At 47.3% G+C, this 17,976-nt stretch carries 17 protein-coding genes; 13 read left to right on the top strand and 4 right to left on the bottom strand.

The annotated features are described in order from the left end of the window. The first annotated feature begins 104 nt into the window (after positions 1-104). Positions 105-2,084: an alpha-amylase gene (gene amyE / locus AUL54_RS09160; protein ID WP_060963655.1), complete on the top strand. Its 1,980-nt coding sequence runs from the start codon at positions 105-107 to the stop codon at positions 2,082-2,084. 240 nt (positions 2,085-2,324) lie between these two features. Beyond that, positions 2,325-3,278 carry an L-lactate dehydrogenase gene (locus tag AUL54_RS09155; protein ID WP_060963654.1) on the top strand — a complete coding sequence of 318 codons (954 nt, stop codon included), beginning with the start codon at positions 2,325-2,327 and terminating at the stop codon, positions 3,276-3,278. 41 nt (positions 3,279-3,319) lie between these two features. Here AUL54_RS09155 and AUL54_RS09150 read toward each other — a convergent pair whose 3' ends face one another. Next, positions 3,320-4,852 (bottom strand): MDR family MFS transporter, encoded by a 1,533-nt coding sequence (locus AUL54_RS09150; protein ID WP_060963653.1) that lies wholly within the window; start codon positions 4,850-4,852, stop codon positions 3,320-3,322. 113 nt (positions 4,853-4,965) lie between these two features. Here AUL54_RS09150 and AUL54_RS09145 point away from each other — a divergent pair, with 113 nt between their 5' ends. The 3 genes from AUL54_RS09145 to AUL54_RS09135 all read left to right on the top strand — a co-directional run bounded on the left by AUL54_RS09145 (position 4,966) and on the right by AUL54_RS09135 (position 6,943). Then, the gene (locus tag AUL54_RS09145; protein WP_016936822.1) at positions 4,966-5,427 is read left to right on the top strand and encodes a MarR family transcriptional regulator; all 462 of its coding nucleotides are present in this window, start codon (positions 4,966-4,968) and stop codon (positions 5,425-5,427) included. Positions 5,428-5,490: 63 nt separating this feature from the next. Beyond that, on the top strand, positions 5,491-6,120 hold the full coding sequence (locus AUL54_RS09140) for a LysE family translocator (RefSeq protein WP_060963652.1): 630 nt from the start codon (positions 5,491-5,493) through the stop codon (positions 6,118-6,120). A 67-nt stretch (positions 6,121-6,187) separates the two neighbouring features. Beyond that, a complete protein-coding gene (locus tag AUL54_RS09135; RefSeq protein ID WP_060963651.1) occupies positions 6,188-6,943 on the top strand; it encodes a YqcI/YcgG family protein in 756 nt (251 codons plus the stop codon). Here the strand turns inward: AUL54_RS09135 and AUL54_RS09130 are convergent. Continuing rightward, the gene (locus AUL54_RS09130) at positions 6,938-8,266 is read right to left on the bottom strand and encodes an amino acid permease (protein ID WP_060963650.1); all 1,329 of its coding nucleotides are present in this window, start codon (positions 8,264-8,266) and stop codon (positions 6,938-6,940) included. The two genes, AUL54_RS09135 and AUL54_RS09130, sit on opposite strands and share 6 nt — an antisense overlap. 124 nt (positions 8,267-8,390) lie before the next feature. Here AUL54_RS09130 and AUL54_RS09125 point away from each other — a divergent pair, with 124 nt between their 5' ends. Together AUL54_RS09125 and nadE are read left to right on the top strand one after the other, a co-directional pair. Then, a complete protein-coding gene (locus AUL54_RS09125; protein ID WP_060963649.1) occupies positions 8,391-8,987 on the top strand; it encodes a DUF1989 domain-containing protein in 597 nt (198 codons plus the stop codon). Between the two features lie 134 nt (positions 8,988-9,121). Next, complete coding sequence (gene nadE, locus AUL54_RS09120) at positions 9,122-9,940, top strand: NAD(+) synthase (RefSeq protein ID WP_060963648.1); 819 nt, start codon at positions 9,122-9,124, stop codon at positions 9,938-9,940. 46 nt (positions 9,941-9,986) lie between these two features. On the opposite strand, the gene AUL54_RS09115 is transcribed toward nadE, so the two are convergent. Together AUL54_RS09115 and AUL54_RS09110 are read right to left on the bottom strand one after the other, a co-directional pair. Then, positions 9,987-10,271 (bottom strand): antimicrobial peptide LCI, encoded by a 285-nt coding sequence (locus AUL54_RS09115; protein WP_003156618.1) that lies wholly within the window; start codon positions 10,269-10,271, stop codon positions 9,987-9,989. Between the two features lie 90 nt (positions 10,272-10,361). After that, complete coding sequence (locus tag AUL54_RS09110) at positions 10,362-11,150, bottom strand: sugar phosphate isomerase/epimerase family protein (protein WP_060963647.1); 789 nt, start codon at positions 11,148-11,150, stop codon at positions 10,362-10,364. A 206-nt stretch (positions 11,151-11,356) separates the two neighbouring features. On the opposite strand from AUL54_RS09110, the gene AUL54_RS09105 reads away from it, so the two are divergent. The 6 genes from AUL54_RS09105 to pruA all read left to right on the top strand — a co-directional run bounded on the left by AUL54_RS09105 (position 11,357) and on the right by pruA (position 17,971). Continuing rightward, positions 11,357-12,667: an MFS transporter gene (locus AUL54_RS09105; protein ID WP_016936816.1), complete on the top strand. Its 1,311-nt coding sequence runs from the start codon at positions 11,357-11,359 to the stop codon at positions 12,665-12,667. A gap of 94 nt (positions 12,668-12,761) precedes the next feature. Beyond that, entirely contained in the window at positions 12,762-13,322 is a 561-nt protein-coding gene (locus AUL54_RS09100; protein ID WP_003156609.1) for a shikimate kinase, read from the top strand. Between the two features lie 177 nt (positions 13,323-13,499). After that, positions 13,500-14,456 carry a cephalosporin C deacetylase gene (gene cah, locus AUL54_RS09095; protein ID WP_060963646.1) on the top strand — a complete coding sequence of 319 codons (957 nt, stop codon included), beginning with the start codon at positions 13,500-13,502 and terminating at the stop codon, positions 14,454-14,456. Positions 14,457-14,521: 65 nt separating this feature from the next. After that, positions 14,522-15,307: a nucleotidyltransferase domain-containing protein gene (locus AUL54_RS09090; RefSeq protein WP_060965078.1), complete on the top strand. Its 786-nt coding sequence runs from the start codon at positions 14,522-14,524 to the stop codon at positions 15,305-15,307. Between the two features lie 187 nt (positions 15,308-15,494). Further along, on the top strand, positions 15,495-16,406 hold the full coding sequence (locus AUL54_RS09085) for a proline dehydrogenase family protein (RefSeq protein ID WP_101605621.1): 912 nt from the start codon (positions 15,495-15,497) through the stop codon (positions 16,404-16,406). Between the two features lie 17 nt (positions 16,407-16,423). After that, entirely contained in the window at positions 16,424-17,971 is a 1,548-nt protein-coding gene (gene pruA / locus AUL54_RS09080; protein WP_016936812.1) for an L-glutamate gamma-semialdehyde dehydrogenase, read from the top strand. Positions 17,972-17,976 lie beyond the last annotated feature (5 nt).

Below are 17,976 nucleotides of genomic sequence, written 5' to 3'. Positions count from 1 at the left end.
TCTCCAGTCTTCAGAACAGTCGAAAGGAGGAAGCTGAAGAAAGGGTAAGAGGAATTTTTGACTCCGCAGTCAGTCTTCAAAAAATCAAATAAGGAGTGTCAAAAATGTTTGAAAAACGATTCAAAACCTCTTTACTGCCGTTATTCGCCGGATTTTTATTGCTGTTTCATTTGGTTTTGTCAGGACCAGCGGCTGCAAACGCTGAAACCGCAGACAAATCAAATGAGGTGACCGCATCTTCAGTCAAAAACGGAACCATCCTTCATGCCTGGAATTGGTCGTTCAATACGTTAACACAAAATATGAAAGATATTCGTGATGCGGGCTATGCGGCCATTCAGACGTCTCCGATCAACCAAGTTAAGGAAGGGAACCAAGGAGATAAAAGCATGAGTAATTGGTACTGGCTGTATCAGCCGACATCGTACCAAATCGGCAACCGTTACTTAGGAACTGAACAAGAATTTAAGGACATGTGCGCAGCCGCAGAAAAATATGGCGTAAAAGTCATTGTCGATGCGGTCATCAATCATACGACCAGTGATTATGGCGCGATTTCTGACGAGATTAAGCGTATTCCAAACTGGACCCATGGAAACACACAAATTAAAAATTGGTCGGACAGATGGGATGTCACTCAAAATTCGCTGCTGGGGCTGTATGATTGGAATACTCAAAATACTGAGGTGCAAACCTATCTGAAACGCTTCTTGGAAAGAGCATTAAATGACGGAGCAGACGGATTCCGCTATGATGCCGCCAAGCATATAGAGCTTCCGGATGACGGGAATTACGGCAGCCAATTTTGGCCGAATATCACAAATACAGCGGCGGAATTCCAATACGGAGAAATCCTGCAAGACAGCGCATCCAGAGATACTGCTTATGCGAATTATATGAATGTGACCGCTTCAAATTATGGGCATTCCATCAGGTCCGCCTTGAAGAACCGCAATCTGAGTGTGTCGAATATTTCCCATTATGCATCTGATGTGTCTGCGGACAAATTGGTCACATGGGTGGAATCCCATGATACGTATGCCAATGATGAGGAAGAGTCAACATGGATGAGCGATGACGATATCCGTTTAGGCTGGGCAGTGATCGGTTCCCGCTCAGGAAGTACACCTCTTTTCTTTTCCAGACCTGAGGGCGGAGGAAATGGTGTAAGATTTCCCGGAAAAAGTCAAATAGGCGATCGCGGGAGCGCCTTATTTAAAGATCAGGCGATCACTGCGGTCAATATCTTTCACAATGTCATGGCCGGGCAGCCTGAGGAACTCTCGAATCCGAATGGGAACAATCAAATCTTTATGAATCAGCGCGGCTCAAAAGGCGTTGTGCTGGCAAATGCAGGATCGTCTTCCGTTGCCGTCAATGCTTCAACGAAATTACCTGACGGCAGGTATGATAATAGAGCCGGCACCGGTTCATTTCAAGTAACGAACGGTAAACTGACAGGCACGATCAATGCCAGATCCGCGGCTGTTCTTTATCCTGACGATATCGGAAATGCGCCTCATGTCTTCCTCGAGAATTATCAAACGGGGGCAGTCCATTCTTTCAACGATCAGCTGACGGTCACCCTGCGTGCAAATGCGAAAACAACAAAAGCCGTTTATCAGATCAATAATGGGCAGCAGACGGGGTTTAAGGACGGGGACCGATTAACGATCGGAAAAGGAGATCCAATCGGCACGGCATACGATATCAAGTTAACCGGAACGAACAGCGAGGGTGCAGCGAGAACCCAAGAATACACGTTTGTCAAAAAAGACCCGTCTCAAGCCAACATCATTGGCTATCAGAATCCGGACCATTGGGGCCAGGTAAATGCTTATATCTATAAACATGATGGAGGCAGGGCCATAGAATTAACCGGATCGTGGCCGGGGAAAGCCATGACTAAGAATGCAGATGGAATTTACACGCTGACGCTGCCTGAGAATGCGGATACGGCCAACGCCAAAGTGATTTTTAACAATGGCAGCGCCCAAGTGCCCGGACAGAACCAGCCCGGCTTTGATTATGTGAAGAATGGTTTGTATAACAATTCTGGTTTGAATGGCTATCTTCGGCATTAAAGAATAGAGAAATCAGGATTTCTCAGAATGCCTGACTAAGCGCCGCCTCAATGATTTTTAATCAAGCTGAAAAGATGACAGAATCCTAAAACCCAACCGTTTTAGGATTCTGTCAAAAATCTGGGGGGTTTTCAAGACAAAACTTTTCTCTTGCAAAAGTTTGTGAAATAGTGCACAATATAAATGTGAAATACTTCACAATAAAAACAGACACCACGAAACACTGGAGGATAAGCATACATGATGAACGAACGAGTGAACAAAGTAGCATTAATCGGAGCAGGTTTTGTTGGAAGCAGTTATGCATTTGCGTTAATTAACCAAGGGATCACAGATGAGCTTGTGATCATTGATCTAAATAAAGAAAAAGCCATGGGAGATGTCATGGATTTAAATCACGGAAAGGCATTTGCGCCTCATCCGGTGAAAACGTCTTATGGAACGTATGAAGATTGCAAGGATGCCGATATCGTGTGCATCTGTGCCGGAGCCAACCAAAAGCCGGGCGAAACGAGACTTGAGCTGGTCGAAAAAAATCTCGCCATTTTCAAAGGCATTGTCGGTGAAGTCATGGCAAGCGGATTTGACGGCATCTTCCTCGTTGCCACAAATCCGGTTGACATTCTCACTTATGCGACATGGAAATTCAGCGGTCTGCCGAAAGAACGCGTCATCGGCAGCGGCACGACACTGGATTCTGCGAGATTCCGTTATATGCTGAGTGAATATTTCGGAGCCGCTCCGCAAAACGTACACGCCCACATTATCGGCGAGCACGGCGATACCGAGCTTCCTGTATGGAGTCACGCCAATATCGGCGGAGTGCCGGTGCAGCAATTGCTGGAGAAAAATGCAGCTTACAAACAGGACGAGCTGGATCAGATCGTTAACGATGTGAAAAACGCCGCCTATCATATTATTGAGAAAAAAGGCGCGACATATTACGGAGTGGCGATGAGCCTCGCCCGCATCACAAAAGCGATTTTGCGTAATGAAAACAGTATTTTAACCGTCAGCACATATCTGGACGGGCAATACGGTGTAAACGACGTCTTTATCGGCATTCCGGCCGTCGTCAATCGGAACGGCATCGCCGGTGTGACGGAACTTGAGCTGAATGAAACAGAACAGGCTCAATTCAGCCATAGCGCAAACGTGCTGAAAGACATTCTCGCTCCGCATTTCGCGGAGTAAACAAAAAAGCAGTACATGGCAAATACCATGTACTGCTTTTTTTAATTCGCTTTTTTCACCATTTCCTGAGAGGTTTTCACTCTCGCTTTTCCCATAAACAAAATGGTGATGGCCGCGATGACGATCGGCGCCAGAGCAAGCGTGAATACATACGTGATGCTCTGCGACATTGCGTCAATAATTTGATCCAGAATGTGCGGCGGAATATGAGCGCGCGTGCCGGCCTGGAAAATGTCCTGAGGATTTCCGATGTTCTGCATCGCGCCGCCCGCTCCTTTCATGCCGCTGAATGAATCGGTCAGCTTGTTGGTAAACACATTCGTCTGGATGGTTCCGAAAATCGTCACACCGAGTGTCATGCCGAATGATCTCAAAAACGAGTTTGTTGAGTTGGCGCTTCCGCGGTAGCGCGGCTCGAGATCGTTCATGGACGCTGCCGGCAGCAGTGAGAAGTTGAAGCCGACGCCGAATCCAGAGATCAGCATGAATACCGTCAGCATCGTGCGCGCCGTATCCGGAGTCATATTGGAAAGCAGCAGCATTCCGATAAAGAAAGCGACCACGGAGATCAGCATCAAATTACGGAACCGCACTTTCGTCTGGAAAATCCCGCCGATCATACTTCCGATAACAGAACCGATCATCATCGGCGTCAAAATAAAGCCCGCGCTCGTCGCGGTGCTGCCGTACACAGCCTGAACGAAAATTGGGATAAATACCGCTAAAATCACAAATGTGGCTCCGTAAAGGAACGCCAGAATCTGTGCCGTGGCAAATAAACGGTTTTTAAACATCCAAAAAGAAATAATCGGTTCTTCCGCTTTTCTTTCTACAATGAAAAAGGCGATAAAGAACACGGCGAACACAGCGAACAGACCGATGATCTGAACGGAGTCCCAATCATACGTTTTTCCGCCGAGCTCAAGAGCGAACATCAGACCGACAATGGAAACCACCAGCGTAATCGCGCCGGCCCAGTCGATTTTCTGTTTCTTGTGCTCAAGTGATTCTTTATAGTAACGAAGAATGAAAAATAACGATAGGATGCCGATCGGCACGTTGATGTAAAATACCCAGTGCCAGCTGATGGAGTCGGTAATGAGTGCGCCTAAAAGCGGTCCGAGAACGCTGGACAGGCCGAAAACGGCGCCGAACATCCCCGACATTTTTCCGCGTTTTTCAGGTGGAAATAAATCAAAAATGATGGTGAAAGCGATCGGCATCAGCGCGCCTCCGCCGATTCCCTGAATGACGCGGTAAATAATAAGCTGGTCCATTGTTTGGGCGATTCCGCATAATGCCGATCCGATTAAGAAAAGAATGAGACCGAATAAAAAGAAACGTTTCCGCCCGTACATATCGGACAGTTTGCCGTAAATCGGCATACCGGCCATTACGGCTACCATGTATGATGCTGTCACCCATGCGAACTTATCGAAACTTCCGAGGTCCGCCACGATATTTCCCATCGCGGTAGCAACGATTGTATTGTCCATAGCCGACATTAAAATGCCCAGCAAAAGGCCGATGACGACAAACTTCGTCGAGGCGTCCTTCGCGGCTGTTTGTTCCATGCTTTTTCCTCCTATACTTACTTTTGATCATCAAATTTGCTATGATCATATTAGATTTGCCGGAAATTATCTTGATCGTCAAGATAAATTGATTTTATAGGGAGGCCTGTCACTTGTCAACAAGAAATACCAGAAGCGAGACGGAGGAAACTGCGATACAGTTATTCCGGAAGATGGCCACAAGGACGATCCTGTTTCATCAGGCGGCCGCTCAATCTCTCGGTCTGTTTCCGACCGATTTGAAATCAGCTGATATTTTAAATGAAGCAGGCCCAATGACCGCGGGCGAGCTTGGGAAAAAAACCGGCCTCAGCACAGGTTCGGTAACGGCGCTCATTGACCGGCTCGAAAAAGCGGGATATGTCATGAGGAAAAAAGATCCCGAAGATAAACGGCGGGTGATCATTGTGCCGCTGACAGCCGGAAAAGCGAACGTGAAACAATTGTTCAGCTCCTTATCCCAGTCCACGATCAGCCTTTGCCGGCAATATAAAGAAGAAGAACTGCACCTGATATTCGACTTTCTCAAAAAAGTGACGGACATAATGGAAGATGAGCTTGAGAAATTAAAATAATATATCATAGCCCGGCCCATTCATGAATAATTTGTACAAGTTGCATGAATGAGGGGGAAGCCAATGAACATCTTTGTAAGCTACATCGTTCTCGGGCTGTCATTGTCAGCACCTATCGGCCCGGTCAATGCGGCGCAAATTGACAAAGGCATTAAGAACGGCTTTTGGCATGCATGGATTTTCGGTCTTGGCGCCATGGCGGCAGAAGGGCTGTATATGATTCTGATCTATTTCGGGCTGTTTCAATTTTTGACGGCGCCTTTCGTGAAGACGTTTTTGTGGCTTTTCGGTTTTTTTGTGCTGACCTACACGGGCGTCGAAACGTTAAAAAATATAAGGGAAGCCATGAACGTCAGAAGCGGAAAAGGAAAACCGGCTTTTTACAAAACATTCGGCGCGGGATTTTTTATTTCTCTTTCCAATCCGCTGAGCATTTTATTCTGGCTCGGCATATACGGCAGCATTCTCGCCAAAACCGCTGAATCCTTCGATGAGAACCAGCTTTTGATTTACAGCTCCGGCATTCTTCTCGGCATTTTGATCTGGGATTTCTGCATGGCGATTGCCGCAAGCTCTTTCAGAAATCTTCTCCACGAAAAAGCGCTTCGCTGGCTGACGGGAGCGGCAGGTGTGTCTTTGATCGGTTTTGGTTTTTATTTCGGATGGCAGGGGATTCAAATGCTCATCTCATAAATAGAAGGACTGTCACCCATCGCCTATCTCCATCATAACGTATCATGACGATACTGGAGGTGGGCCAATGGCAAGCGGGCTGTACACAAAAAGTTGCCTTGAGAAAAATTTATTGGATCTGACAAAATGGCAGAGAATTGCTTTTGAGCTTCTATCAGAAAAAGTAGGAGATGAAGCGGACACCTTTCCGTGCATACCCGGACGTCAGGGATTTCTGACAGATCAGCTTCGGATATCCTTTGCGGGTGATCCCCGTGAGCAGGGAACCCCGGAGGAAGTGGGGATGCTGCTGTCCGAATACGGAAAAATCTCAAGGGAAACCGGAAGATACGCGTCGCTGCTTGTGATTTTTGATACGCCTGAGGATTTAGCTGAACATTATTCCATTGAGGCGTATGAAGAGCTGTTCTGGTCTTTTTTAAACCGGCTGAGCGGCTGCGATCCGAAAGACTGGCCGGAAGATATGCCGGAAGATCCTGAACATTATAAATGGGAGTTCTGCTTTGACGGCGAGCCGTATTTTATTCTGTGCGCAACGCCTGCGCATAAAGCGAGACAAAGCAGAAGCTTCCCGTTTTTTATGCTGGCGTTTCAGCCGAGATGGGTTTTTGAAGGATTAAATGATTCAACCGCGTTCGGACGAAACATGAGCCGGCTGATCAGAAAACGCTTAGAGGCGTATGATGAAGCCCCTCTTCATCCCCGATTGGGGTGGTACGGAGGAAAAGACAATTTAGAATGGAAGCAATATTTCCTCCGTGATGATGAGACGCAAGTGTCAAAATGTCCTTTTTCCTATTTGAAAAGATTGTTTAAGCTATGATCCGGCAGGGCTGTGTCCCTGCTTTTTTTGTACGATCCATGTCACGATCGCAATGACGGCAAGAAAACAAAGGCTGACCAGAAAACCGGGCCGGCTCGATTTCTCAAACAGCGTCCCGGAGACGGCTGCCGCAATCAGCACGAGGGCGATAAAAATCTGTGCCGTTCCCGATTTTGTCGGTTCGATCAGTTTCTTGCCTGAGAACAAAATGAACAGCCACGTATACAGAAGCATCAGGCCTGCCGCGGTGGTCATGTGTTCATATATATTTTTCGGCAGCACCAATGACAGGATGATAGAGACGATGAGTCCGGCGGATGTCAATCCGAGCGCAGGCCAGCAGATTTTTTTATTTTCCTTCAATCTGAAGCATTTCGGCGCATCTCCGTCATCAGCCATCGTACAAAGCAATGTCGTCACGGCAAACAGCGAGGCGACGAGCGTAGAAAATCCCGCAATAATAAAAATCCCGTTAAAAATATCAAGAATGACATCTAAATGAAAGCCTTTCAGAGATGTAATAAACGGGCTGTCCTGTTCGGTGAATTTGCCCAGCGGCACTAACAATAGCGCCAGGCCGAGAGAAATGACGTAAATCACCGCAAGAACGATAAGCATCAGTCTGCCTGATTTTGAGGCTTCCTCCGGCTTTTTCAAATGTACGGTCATCAGCCCCAAGACCTCAATTCCCCCGAAAGCGTAAAACGCATAAATCAGTCCCGTCCACAAACCCATTGCTCCGTGCGGGAACAAATCCTTTGATTCATTCGGCACCTGGACATCCGGTTTGTGAGAAAATATACCGCACAGCGCCAAAATGGCGATGACGATAAACATAAAAATGGCCGCCGTCTTGACAACAGCGAGCACATTCTCCGTTTTTTGAAAAACGGACAGCCCCGTAAAAATAATTAAAAGACCGAGCACTGCATAGATGGAGGCGAGAATCCACAGCGGTATATTCGGAAACCAATGCTTCGTAAACAGTGAGATGGCTGTCAGCTGGCTTCCCGTAATCAGCATTTCAGACGACCAGTACACCCAGCCGTTGCTGAAACCGGCCCAAGAGCCGAAAGCCTTTCTCGCATAAGCGCAAAAAGACCCCTTTTCGGGCTGCTTAGCCGAAAGCTTCGCGAGCTGCTCAAAGACAAAATAGGTGCCGAGCCCGGCAATGAGAAATGAGATCAGCGCGGAATATCCGCTTTTGACAATAGCGATACTGGACCCGAGAAAAAAGCCCGTCCCGATCGTGCAGCCGACGCCGATTAAAGAGAGCTGCCACCAAGCGAGATTTCCTTTAGGCTGGTCCTGTGATTTACCCATGTAATTCAACCCCTTTATCAAAGCTTAGATTGCGGCCGGCAGAACGGGAATATACATCCAATAAATTGCTTTACATGAAACAAACGGCCGGGGTTCATAATAGAAGAAAAAAAGGAGCAGTCTGATGACACAGCAATTTATCGTACCGCCGAAAAAAGGGATCGGCCTGAAGGTTCACAAAGGGCAGATTATAAAAGTAGTCGATGTGGAAGGGCAGCAGGTGGCTGATTTTACGGCGTATCATGCCAAGGACTTTTATGAGCATCTTGATCAGGGCGCGACGATTGATGCCAATCAGTCCATTCATGTGAAAACGGGCGATCATATTTATTCAAATTTATATAAGCCGATGCTGACGCTGATTGAAGATACTGTCGGCAAGCATGACCTGCTGCTTCCCGCCTGTCGTCCGGATATGAACAGGCTTTTATACGGAAAGCATAAAGATGAGCTCCAGGATACGTGCTATGACAATATGAGCGGGGCGCTTGAACCATTCGGGGTGCCGCGGCCGCATATGCATTACCCGTTTGCCATCTTTATGAATACGGTGCTTGATGAGAAGGGGAACTTGTCAGTCGAAACGCCTCTGTCTGCTGCGGGTGATTACGTACGGCTCCGTGCGGAAATGGATCTCGTCGTCGCGTTTTCATCCTGCCCGATCGAAAAAGGAAAATGCAACGGCGACAGCATTACGGCGCTGCGGGTGGAAATCAGCTGATCCCGGTGTATTTGATTCACTTAAAAACTGCACCTGTGCTATATTTAACAGAGAGTCGTACATAGTGGCATGATTCATTTTCAGCATGAACGGGAAATGAATCATAAAGAAACAATGCAGGAGGAGTGATTGGGATGAGCATCCAGAAACAAATTATGAATGATCTCCACGTAAAACCCTCAATTGATCCGAAACAAGAAATTGAGGACAGAGTGAACTTTTTGAAACAATATTTGAAAAAAACAGGTGCCAAAGGCTTTGTGCTCGGCATCAGCGGGGGGCAGGATTCCACGCTTGCGGGACGCCTCGCCCAATTGGCGGCTGAACGCATCAGAGAGGAAGGCGGAGACGCGGAGTTTATCGCCGTCCGTCTTCCGCACGGTGCACAGCAGGATGAGGATGACGCCCAATTGGCACTCAAATTCATTAAGCCTGATCAATCATGGACGTTTGATATTAAGTCCGCTGTCAGCGCGTTCGCCGATCAGTACAAAAAAGAAACGGGCGATCAGCTGACTGATTTTAACAAAGGAAATGTAAAAGCCAGAATGAGAATGATCGCGCAATATGCCATCGGCGGACAAGAGGGGCTGCTTGTCATCGGTACCGACCATGCGGCTGAAGCGGTGACCGGTTTCTTCACGAAATACGGTGACGGCGGAGCTGACCTGCTGCCGCTGACCGGATTAACGAAACGACAGGGCAGACGTTTATTAGAAGAGCTCGGCGCGCCGGAACGCCTGTATTTGAAATTACCGACGGCCGATCTGCTCGATGAAAAACCGCAGCAGACGGACGAGACAGAGCTCGGCATCACATACAATGACATTGATGATTATTTAGAAGGCAAGGACGTTTCTTCCGAAGTGATTGAGGCGTTGGAAAAACGCTATCTCAGTACGGAACATAAGCGTCAGGTGCCGGCATCAATGTTTGATGATTGGTGGAAATAGAAATAAAAAACCTCCCTTTTGAAAGGGAGGTTTTTGTTTATCGTTTTTATTTATCTACACTTTCATAAATCCCTACCCAATACCCTTTGCTGCTGTCATAGTATTTGCTTTTGAAAATCCACTTTGTTCCATCTAAAACGAAAGAAGCAGCGAAGTTGCCGTTAGGGCTTTGAACGAGTTTGATGGCATTAATACCGGCATCTGCTTTCGTTGAGATTGGGCTATTTTCCACGGATGCGGATGCTGTTGGTGATGCGGCAAAGGCAGGAGCGGCAGACATCAGTAAGGCAAGAGACAGCGCAGAACCGGTTAACACTTTTTTGAATTTCATTTCGAACACTTCCTTTTCAAATGAAATGTACTACAGTGTTAATAATTAGATGATCATCCATAAAATTCCTTCTACGTTTCTAAAATTTTTTTATTTCTTAAAGCAGTGCCTGATCTCATTCAATGATTCTTTCATATGCGCTTCAGCATGACGACCGAAGTATTCGAGTGACACGAATCCGCCGTATTGCCTGTTCAACAGTTCTTTCAGAAAGGGTTCCTGCCGTAAATCGCCTTGCAGAACAGACACCGGCTTGCTGAGATACCAGTTGTCAAAATTCCAGTGATAGTTTTTCAGGTGGATATGGCTGACGGTATGATACAGTTTTTCTAAAGCAGACATTTGGTCCACGTGATTGACGTGAAGGTTGGAGCCGTCAAAAATGATGCGGACCCGCGGATGTCCGACATCCTCTAAAAATGCCAGCGCCGCTTCCGGTGTATCCGCGTACGTATCGTAATGAATCTCAAGCCCGATATTGACGTCATAGTCATCTGCGAGCAGTGCCGCCTCCTGAAATTGATCCACCGCACGCTCCCACTTTTCCGGTGACGTCCGGTGCGAAGGCAGATTGCCGGCAAAGACTCTGATCAAAGGGCTGTGCAGCTGCCTCGCCGCGCTTAATGCCCTTTGAACATCCTTTAACGCCTGCCTTTCATCCTGAGTGGCGAAGTCAGTGTACAAGCTGACAGCGGGCACTTCGAAGCCTTCCTCCTGAAGCTGCTGTTCAAGCCTGTCGAGCGGGCCGATTTCTTTTATATATTGTTTGGCGTGGCCGTACCACAGTTCGATTCCGTCAAAGGAGTGCTCTTTTCCGAAAGAAATGACATCGAGAATATGCTTTTTTTTAAACCCTGTCGTGCAAAAGCTCAGTTTCATCGGTAATCCTCCCGTTAACTGTCTATCCTATATGTGTTTTTTCCCCGGATAAGCTGCGGATAAACAGATGAAAAGGGTAAACACTTTTTTTATGGAAGCGGTGCAGTATTGAACACAAATTGTTTAGCGCTTTTTTGCGTCAAAGTATTAAATAATTGCTCGAAGTGTTGTACAATTAATGTCATTCGAGTAAGGGGGAGAAGCCATTGAAAAATGAAACAGAGCTGACGGACTTCAGGCCCGTCCGCAATAAACCGACTCGCGCTCGTTATGTGATACTGATTCTTTTGTTTTTTATCACTGCGATTAATTATATAGACCGTGCAAGTGTATCCATCGCCGCCCCGTCCATTCAGACTTCGCTGAACATAAGCCCCGCGCTTTTGGGCGTCGTATTTTCCGCATTCAGCTGGACCTATACGGGTATGCAGATTCCCGGCGGGCTTATTTTGGACAAATTCGGGTCAAAACGGACGTACGGAGTTTCTTTATTTGTCTGGTCGGTTTTCACCGGAGTGCAAGCTTTTGCGGCCAGTTTCGGATTTTTATTCGGCTGCCGCCTGATTATCGGGCTGGCTGAATCGCCTGCCTTTCCCGCAAACAACCGGATTGTCACGACATGGTTTCCGAGGAGGGAACGCGCCTTTGCGACGGGTGTTTACACAGCGGGGGAATATGTCGGACTGGCGTTCGCCACACCGGTTTTATTCTGGGTATTAACGGCATTCGACTGGCGAGCCGTCTTTATTTCTTCAGGGCTGCTCGGGCTTGTTTTCTCCGTTTTCTGGTTTAAGATGTATCAGGAGCCGAACCGGTATCGGAAAGTGAACCGGGAAGAGCTTGAATATATTAAAGAAGGCGGCGGGCTGACAGAGGTGTCTGAATCAGCCGGCAGGATCACGTGGCGGGATTTCGTCCAGCTTCTTAAATACCGCAAGCTTGTCGGCTTGTATATTGGCCAATTCGCCGTAGCGTCCACGCTGTTCTTCTTTTTGACATGGTTTCCGACTTATCTGGCGGAGGCAAAGCACATGGCTTTCTTAAAAGTCGGCTTCGCCGCATCAATCCCGTATATCGCCGCCTTTTTCGGCGTATTGTTCGGCGGATTTTGGTCTGACGGCATGATGAAGCGGGGCGTATCAGTGAACGTTGCCCGAAAGACGCCCGTTATCCTCGGTCTTCTGTTGACGGGCTCCATCGTGCTCGCGAATGTTACGGATTCTTCCCCGGCGGTTTTGGCGATCTTATCCATTGCTTCTTTTGCGCAGGGCATGTCCAATATTTCCTGGACGATGCTGAGTGAAGTGGCGCCAAGCGAGACAATCGGATTGGCAGGGGGCGTGTTTAACTTTTTCGCCAATATGGCCGGTATTATCACGCCGCTTATCATCGGGTTTATCGTCTCTGCGACCGGTTCATACAACGGAGCGATTCTGTTTGTCGGCGCTGTCGCCTTTATCGGGGCGTTTTCTTATATTTTCATTGTCGGAAAGGTGGAACGTATTACGCTCCGGTAGATCGAAAAACTCATCGCATTATCTCTATATTTCAATATGGAGTTATCATATAATAAACATAACTTTTTCATTCCTTAGGAGGATTTCGCCGAAGATGAACGCAAAACGTGCCATTCCCGTAAGAGAAAGAAATATTGTACTGATCGGATTCATGGGTGTCGGTAAGACAACAATCGGCCAGCTGGTCGCTAAAAAATTATACAGAGACTTCATTGATATTGATTTGCAGATTGAGAAAGATTTCAACATGTCCATTCCGGAAATGTTTGAGAAAAAGGGTGAAGCCTTTTTCCGTCAGACTGAAAAGGACTATATATTAGATATTTGCCGCAATACGAAATTCAAGATCGTGTCTCTTGGGGGCGGTTCGTTTAAACAAGAGGAAATCAGACAATGCTGTCTGGAAAACTGTCTCGTGCTCCATCTTGATTTATCATGGGAGAATTGGAAGCAGCGGGCTGACCTGCTGATTGAAAGCCGTCCCGTTCTGCATAACCGTTCAATGGATGAAATGCAGCAGCTCTTTAACGAGCGCCAAAGCATCTATGATAAACATAATTCAAAAGTGGCAACGGATAATCTGGAACCTGAAGAAATTGCCGATTATATCGTTGAAACGTTAAAAATCGGCTGGGACCTGTATCAGCCGATGTAAAAAGAGCTGTGCCGCTGTGAGCGCACAGCTCTTTTTTGTTTTCTGTTAAACAAACGTTTGATAAAAAGTGAAAGCGTCCGCCGATCATTTATAAAAATGTTTAGAAAATAAGGGTAAAATCATGTTAAGATAGAGTCAGAAAATTAAATCTTATAAAACAAAGGAGAATAATCGGATATGCAATTATACGACTTGCCGCTTGAGCAACTGCAAACCTATAAACCAAATAAAACCGCTCCTCATGACTTTGCGGATTTTTGGGCATCATCATTACATGAGCTTGCAAAGGAAGAGGCAAAGCCTGATTTGACGCCTGAAAGCTACCCGGCTGACGGCGTGAAAGTATTCCGGCTGAAATACCGAAGCTTCGGCAAGGCGGAAATTGAGGGATGGTACGCCGTTCCCGACCGAAAAGGCCCGCATCCGGCCATCGTGAAATACCACGGCTACAACGCAAGCTATGACGGGGATATACATGACATCGTAAATTGGGCGCTTCACGGATATGCCGCGTTCGGGATGCTTGTCCGCGGCCAGCACAGCAGCACAGATACAAGCGTCTCACCGCACGGACACGTTCCCGGCTGGATGACGAAAGGGATTTTAGACAAAGATACATATTATTACCGCGGTGTGTACTTAGACGCAGTAAGGGCTCTTGAAGTCATCAGCAGCTTTGATGAAGTGGATGAAACGAGAATCGCCGTCATCGGGGGGAGCCAGGGAGGCGGGCTTTCCATCGCCGCGGCGGCGCTTTCCGACATTCCGAGAGCGGTTGCGGCTGATTATCCGTACTTAAGCAATTTTGAGCGGGCGATTGATGTCGCACTTGATGAGCCGTATCTTGAGATTAACTCCTTTTTCAGAAAAAACGGCAGCCCTGAAACGGAGAAGGCCGCGATGAATACACTGGCCTATTTTGATATCATGAATCTGGCGGACCGCGTAAAGGTGCCGGTTCTCATGTCCATCGGGCTGATTGACCGGGTGACTCCGCCGTCGACGGTATTTGCCGCTTACAATCATCTGGAAACGGAAAAAGAATTGAAAGTTTACCGGTATTTCGGCCATGAATATATACCTTCTTTCCATACGGAAAAGCTGGCCTTTCTGAAAGCGCATCTGAAAGGCTGACAGCAGTGAAAAGCCCAAGTGTTTGGGCTTTTTTCATGAATGATGACGGAAAAGGACGGATACAAATGAAACAAAGGATCATTGAAGAATTAAAACGAATTGAGGCAAAGCACGACGTTAAGGTGCTTTACGCCGTAGAATCGGGAAGCCGCGCATGGGGATTTCCGTCAAGCGAAAGCGACTACGATGTACGGTTTCTCTATGTGCCGAAAAAAGAATGGTACTTTTCCATTGAGCCGCATAGGGATGTCATAGAAGAGCCGATCCATGACATGCTTGACGTCAGCGGCTGGGAACTGAGAAAAGCCCTGCGGCTCTTTAAAAAATCAAATCCGCCTCTTTTGGAATGGCTTTCTTCTGAGATGATCTATTATGAAGCTTTCACAGCGGCTGAAAAGCTCCGAAAACTGAAAAACCGCGCCTTTTCGCCCGAAGCATGCCTCTATCATTATCTCAATATGGCAAAGCGGAATGAAAAAACGGAATTGCGGGGCAGTGAAGTGAAGATTAAAAAGTATTTTTATGTCCTGCGGCCTCTCCTTGCCTGCAAGTGGATTGAAACGTTCGGCACCGTACCGCCGATGTCATTTCCTGTACTGGCAGATGCCCTATTGACGGATGAAGCGCTCATTTCTGAAATCAGCACACTGCTTACAAGGAAAAAAAGCGGACAGGAACTGGCTCCGGAACCCGGAAATACGATCATTCATGCCTTTATAGAAGAGGAAATAGAACGCATCGGGCAGTATGCCAAAACGGTCAAAACACCGAAACCGGATATAACGGACGAACTGAATCAGCTATTGATTCAGACCGTCGAAGAGGCTTGGGAAGAAAAAGGCGGGAATTGACGATTTCTATCATTTCCGTCCGCCTTTTTTCGGCATGATCCGCCTGCTCTCTAAGAAGCTGATTGTGGAAAAACCACAAAAATTTATCAGAATCTTTGTATTTTTAGAATATTGTGAGAGGATGTTTTGTCCATTTACAATAGACTCATACAAATACTTCTTAGATTGCGGGGTGTTAAGGTTGGAAGTGATTACAAGAGATTTTTTCTTATTTTTATCCAAGAGCAGCTTTCTCAATAAGATGGCGCGAGGCTGGGGAAGCCGTGTGGCAGCCGGCAAAATCATCGGAGGAATGGATATCCGCAGTTCTATCCCGACAATCCGACATTTGAACAGCCAAGGGCTGTCAGTTACTGTCGATCATTTGGGTGAATTTGTCAACAGCGGTGATGTCGCGAAAGAACGCACCGAGGAGTGCATGCAGACCATCGCTTTAATCGCTGATGAACAGCTGAATTCCCAAGTGTCATTAAAAATGACGTCTTTAGGTCTTGATATAGATCTCGATCTCGTCTATGAAAATATGACGAAAATCCTCCAGACGGCGGAAAAACATAAAGTCATGGTGACGATTGACATGGAGGATGAGACGAGATGCCAGAAAACGCTGGATATCTTTAAAGACTTCCGAAGCCGGTATGAATACGTAAGCACCGTGGTGCAGGCTTATCTGTACAGAACGGAGAAGGACCTTGATGATCTTGACCCGCTGAATCCGTTTCTGCGCCTTGTCAAAGGAGCCTATAAAGAATCGGAAAAGGTGGCCTATCCTGAAAAAAGCGATGTAGATGAAAATTATAAAAGACTCATCCGCAAACAGCTTTTAAAGGGACATTATACGGCAATTGCCACGCATGACGACAAGATGATCGAGTTCACAAAGCAGCTTGTCAAAGAGCACGGCATTCCACACGACCGCTTTGAGTTTCAGATGCTGTACGGTATGCGCTCGCAAACCCAGCTCAGCCTAGTGGAAGAAGGATACAACATGAGAGTCTACCTGCCTTACGGCGATGATTGGTACGGCTATTTCATGAGACGGCTCGCTGAACGCCCCTCAAATATCGCATTCGCCTTTAAAGGGATGACTAAGAAGTAAAAAAGGGAGAGATGACAATGACTACACCTTATAAACACGAACCATTCACGAATTTCCAAGATCAATCGAACGTTGAAGAATTCAAGAAAGCGCTTGCGAAGGTAAGCGAGTATCTGGGAAAAGATTATCCTCTTGTCATTAACGGTGAGAGAGTGGAAACAGAAGCGAAAATCGTTTCAATCAACCCGGCTGATAAAGAAGAAGTTGTCGGCAGAGTGTCAAAAGCTTCTCAAGAGCACGCTGAGCAAGCGATTGAAGCGGCTGCGAAAGCGTTCGAAGAGTGGAGATATACATCTCCTGAAGAAAGAGCGGCTGTCCTGTTCCGCGCGGCTGCCAAAGTCCGCAGAAGAAAACATGAATTCTCCGCTTTGCTTGTAAAAGAAGCAGGAAAGCCTTGGAACGAGGCGGATGCGGATACAGCTGAAGCGATCGACTTCATGGAGTACTATGCGCGCCAAATGATCGAACTGGCAAAAGGCAAGCCGGTCAACAGCCGCGAAGGCGAGAAGAACCAATATGTCTACACACCGACAGGCGTAACGGTCGTCATTCCGCCATGGAACTTCCTCTTTGCGATTATGGCGGGAACGACGGTGGCACCGATCGTAACGGGCAACACGGTCGTTCTTAAACCGGCAAGCGCGACACCGGTCATCGCGGCGAAATTCGTAGAAGTGCTTGAAGAATCAGGCCTTCCGAAGGGCGTTGTCAACTTTGTGCCGGGAAGCGGAGCGGAAGTGGGAGACTATCTCGTCGATCACCCGAAAACAAGCATCATTACATTTACGGGATCACGTGAAGTCGGTACGAGAATTTTTGAACGCGCGGCGAAAGTGCAGCCGGGACAGCAGCACTTAAAGCGTGTCATTGCAGAAATGGGCGGTAAAGATACGGTTGTTGTCGATGAGGACGCGGACATTGAATTGGCGGCGCAATCCATTTTCACATCAGCATTCGGCTTCGCGGGACAAAAATGTTCTGCCGGTTCCCGCGCGGTTGTGCATGAAAAAGTATACGATGCTGTCTTGGAGCGCGTCATCGAAATTACTGAATCAAAAGTGACGGCAAGCCCTGACAGCGCTGACGTGTATATGGGGCCTGTCATCGACCAAGGCTCTTACGATAAAATCATGAGCTACATTGAAATCGGAAAAGAAGAAGGCCGTTTAGTAAGCGGCGGCACCGGAGATGATTCAAAAGGCTACTTTATCAAGCCGACGATTTTCGCTGACCTTGATCCGAAAGCCAGACTCATGCAGGAAGAAATTTTCGGGCCGGTCGTCGGGTTTTCTAAAGTATCAAACTTTGATGAAGCGCTGGAAGTGGCAAACAATACCGAATACGGTTTGACAGGAGCGGTCATTACAAATAACCGCAAACATATTGAACGGGCGAAACAGGAATTCCATGTCGGCAACCTGTACTTCAACCGCAACTGTACGGGAGCGATTGTCGGATATCATCCGTTCGGAGGCTTTAAAATGTCCGGCACTGATTCAAAAGCGGGCGGCCCGGATTATTTGGCCCTCCACATGCAGGCGAAAACAATCAGTGAAATGTTTTAAGAGGG

Source organism: Bacillus sp. SDLI1 (genome assembly GCF_001553895.1).
In the GTDB taxonomy this organism is placed as follows: Bacteria; Bacillota; Bacilli; order Bacillales; family Bacillaceae; genus Bacillus; species Bacillus siamensis.
This window is presented reverse-complemented; position numbering and strand designations above follow the sequence as displayed.

Bases quoted from the DNA above. Each gene is read 5' to 3' on its own strand.
- amyE (WP_060963655.1), top strand. From the start codon at position 105: ATGTTTGAAAAACGATTCAAAACCTCTTTACTGCCGTTATTCGCCGGA.
- AUL54_RS09155 (WP_060963654.1), top strand. From the start codon at position 2,325: ATGATGAACGAACGAGTGAACAAAGTAGCATTAATCGGAGCAGGTTTT.
- AUL54_RS09150 (WP_060963653.1), bottom strand. From the start codon at position 4,852: ATGGAACAAACAGCCGCGAAGGACGCCTCGACGAAGTTTGTCGTCATC.
- AUL54_RS09140 (WP_060963652.1), top strand. From the start codon at position 5,491: ATGAACATCTTTGTAAGCTACATCGTTCTCGGGCTGTCATTGTCAGCA.
- AUL54_RS09135 (WP_060963651.1), top strand. From the start codon at position 6,188: ATGGCAAGCGGGCTGTACACAAAAAGTTGCCTTGAGAAAAATTTATTG.
- AUL54_RS09130 (WP_060963650.1), bottom strand. From the start codon at position 8,266: ATGGGTAAATCACAGGACCAGCCTAAAGGAAATCTCGCTTGGTGGCAG.
- AUL54_RS09125 (WP_060963649.1), top strand. From the start codon at position 8,391: ATGACACAGCAATTTATCGTACCGCCGAAAAAAGGGATCGGCCTGAAG.
- nadE (WP_060963648.1), top strand. From the start codon at position 9,122: ATGAGCATCCAGAAACAAATTATGAATGATCTCCACGTAAAACCCTCA.
- AUL54_RS09115 (WP_003156618.1), bottom strand. From the start codon at position 10,271: ATGAAATTCAAAAAAGTGTTAACCGGTTCTGCGCTGTCTCTTGCCTTA.
- AUL54_RS09110 (WP_060963647.1), bottom strand. From the start codon at position 11,150: ATGAAACTGAGCTTTTGCACGACAGGGTTTAAAAAAAAGCATATTCTC.
- AUL54_RS09100 (WP_003156609.1), top strand. From the start codon at position 12,762: ATGAACGCAAAACGTGCCATTCCCGTAAGAGAAAGAAATATTGTACTG.
- cah (WP_060963646.1), top strand. From the start codon at position 13,500: ATGCAATTATACGACTTGCCGCTTGAGCAACTGCAAACCTATAAACCA.
- AUL54_RS09090 (WP_060965078.1), top strand. From the start codon at position 14,522: ATGAAACAAAGGATCATTGAAGAATTAAAACGAATTGAGGCAAAGCAC.
- pruA (WP_016936812.1), top strand. From the start codon at position 16,424: ATGACTACACCTTATAAACACGAACCATTCACGAATTTCCAAGATCAA.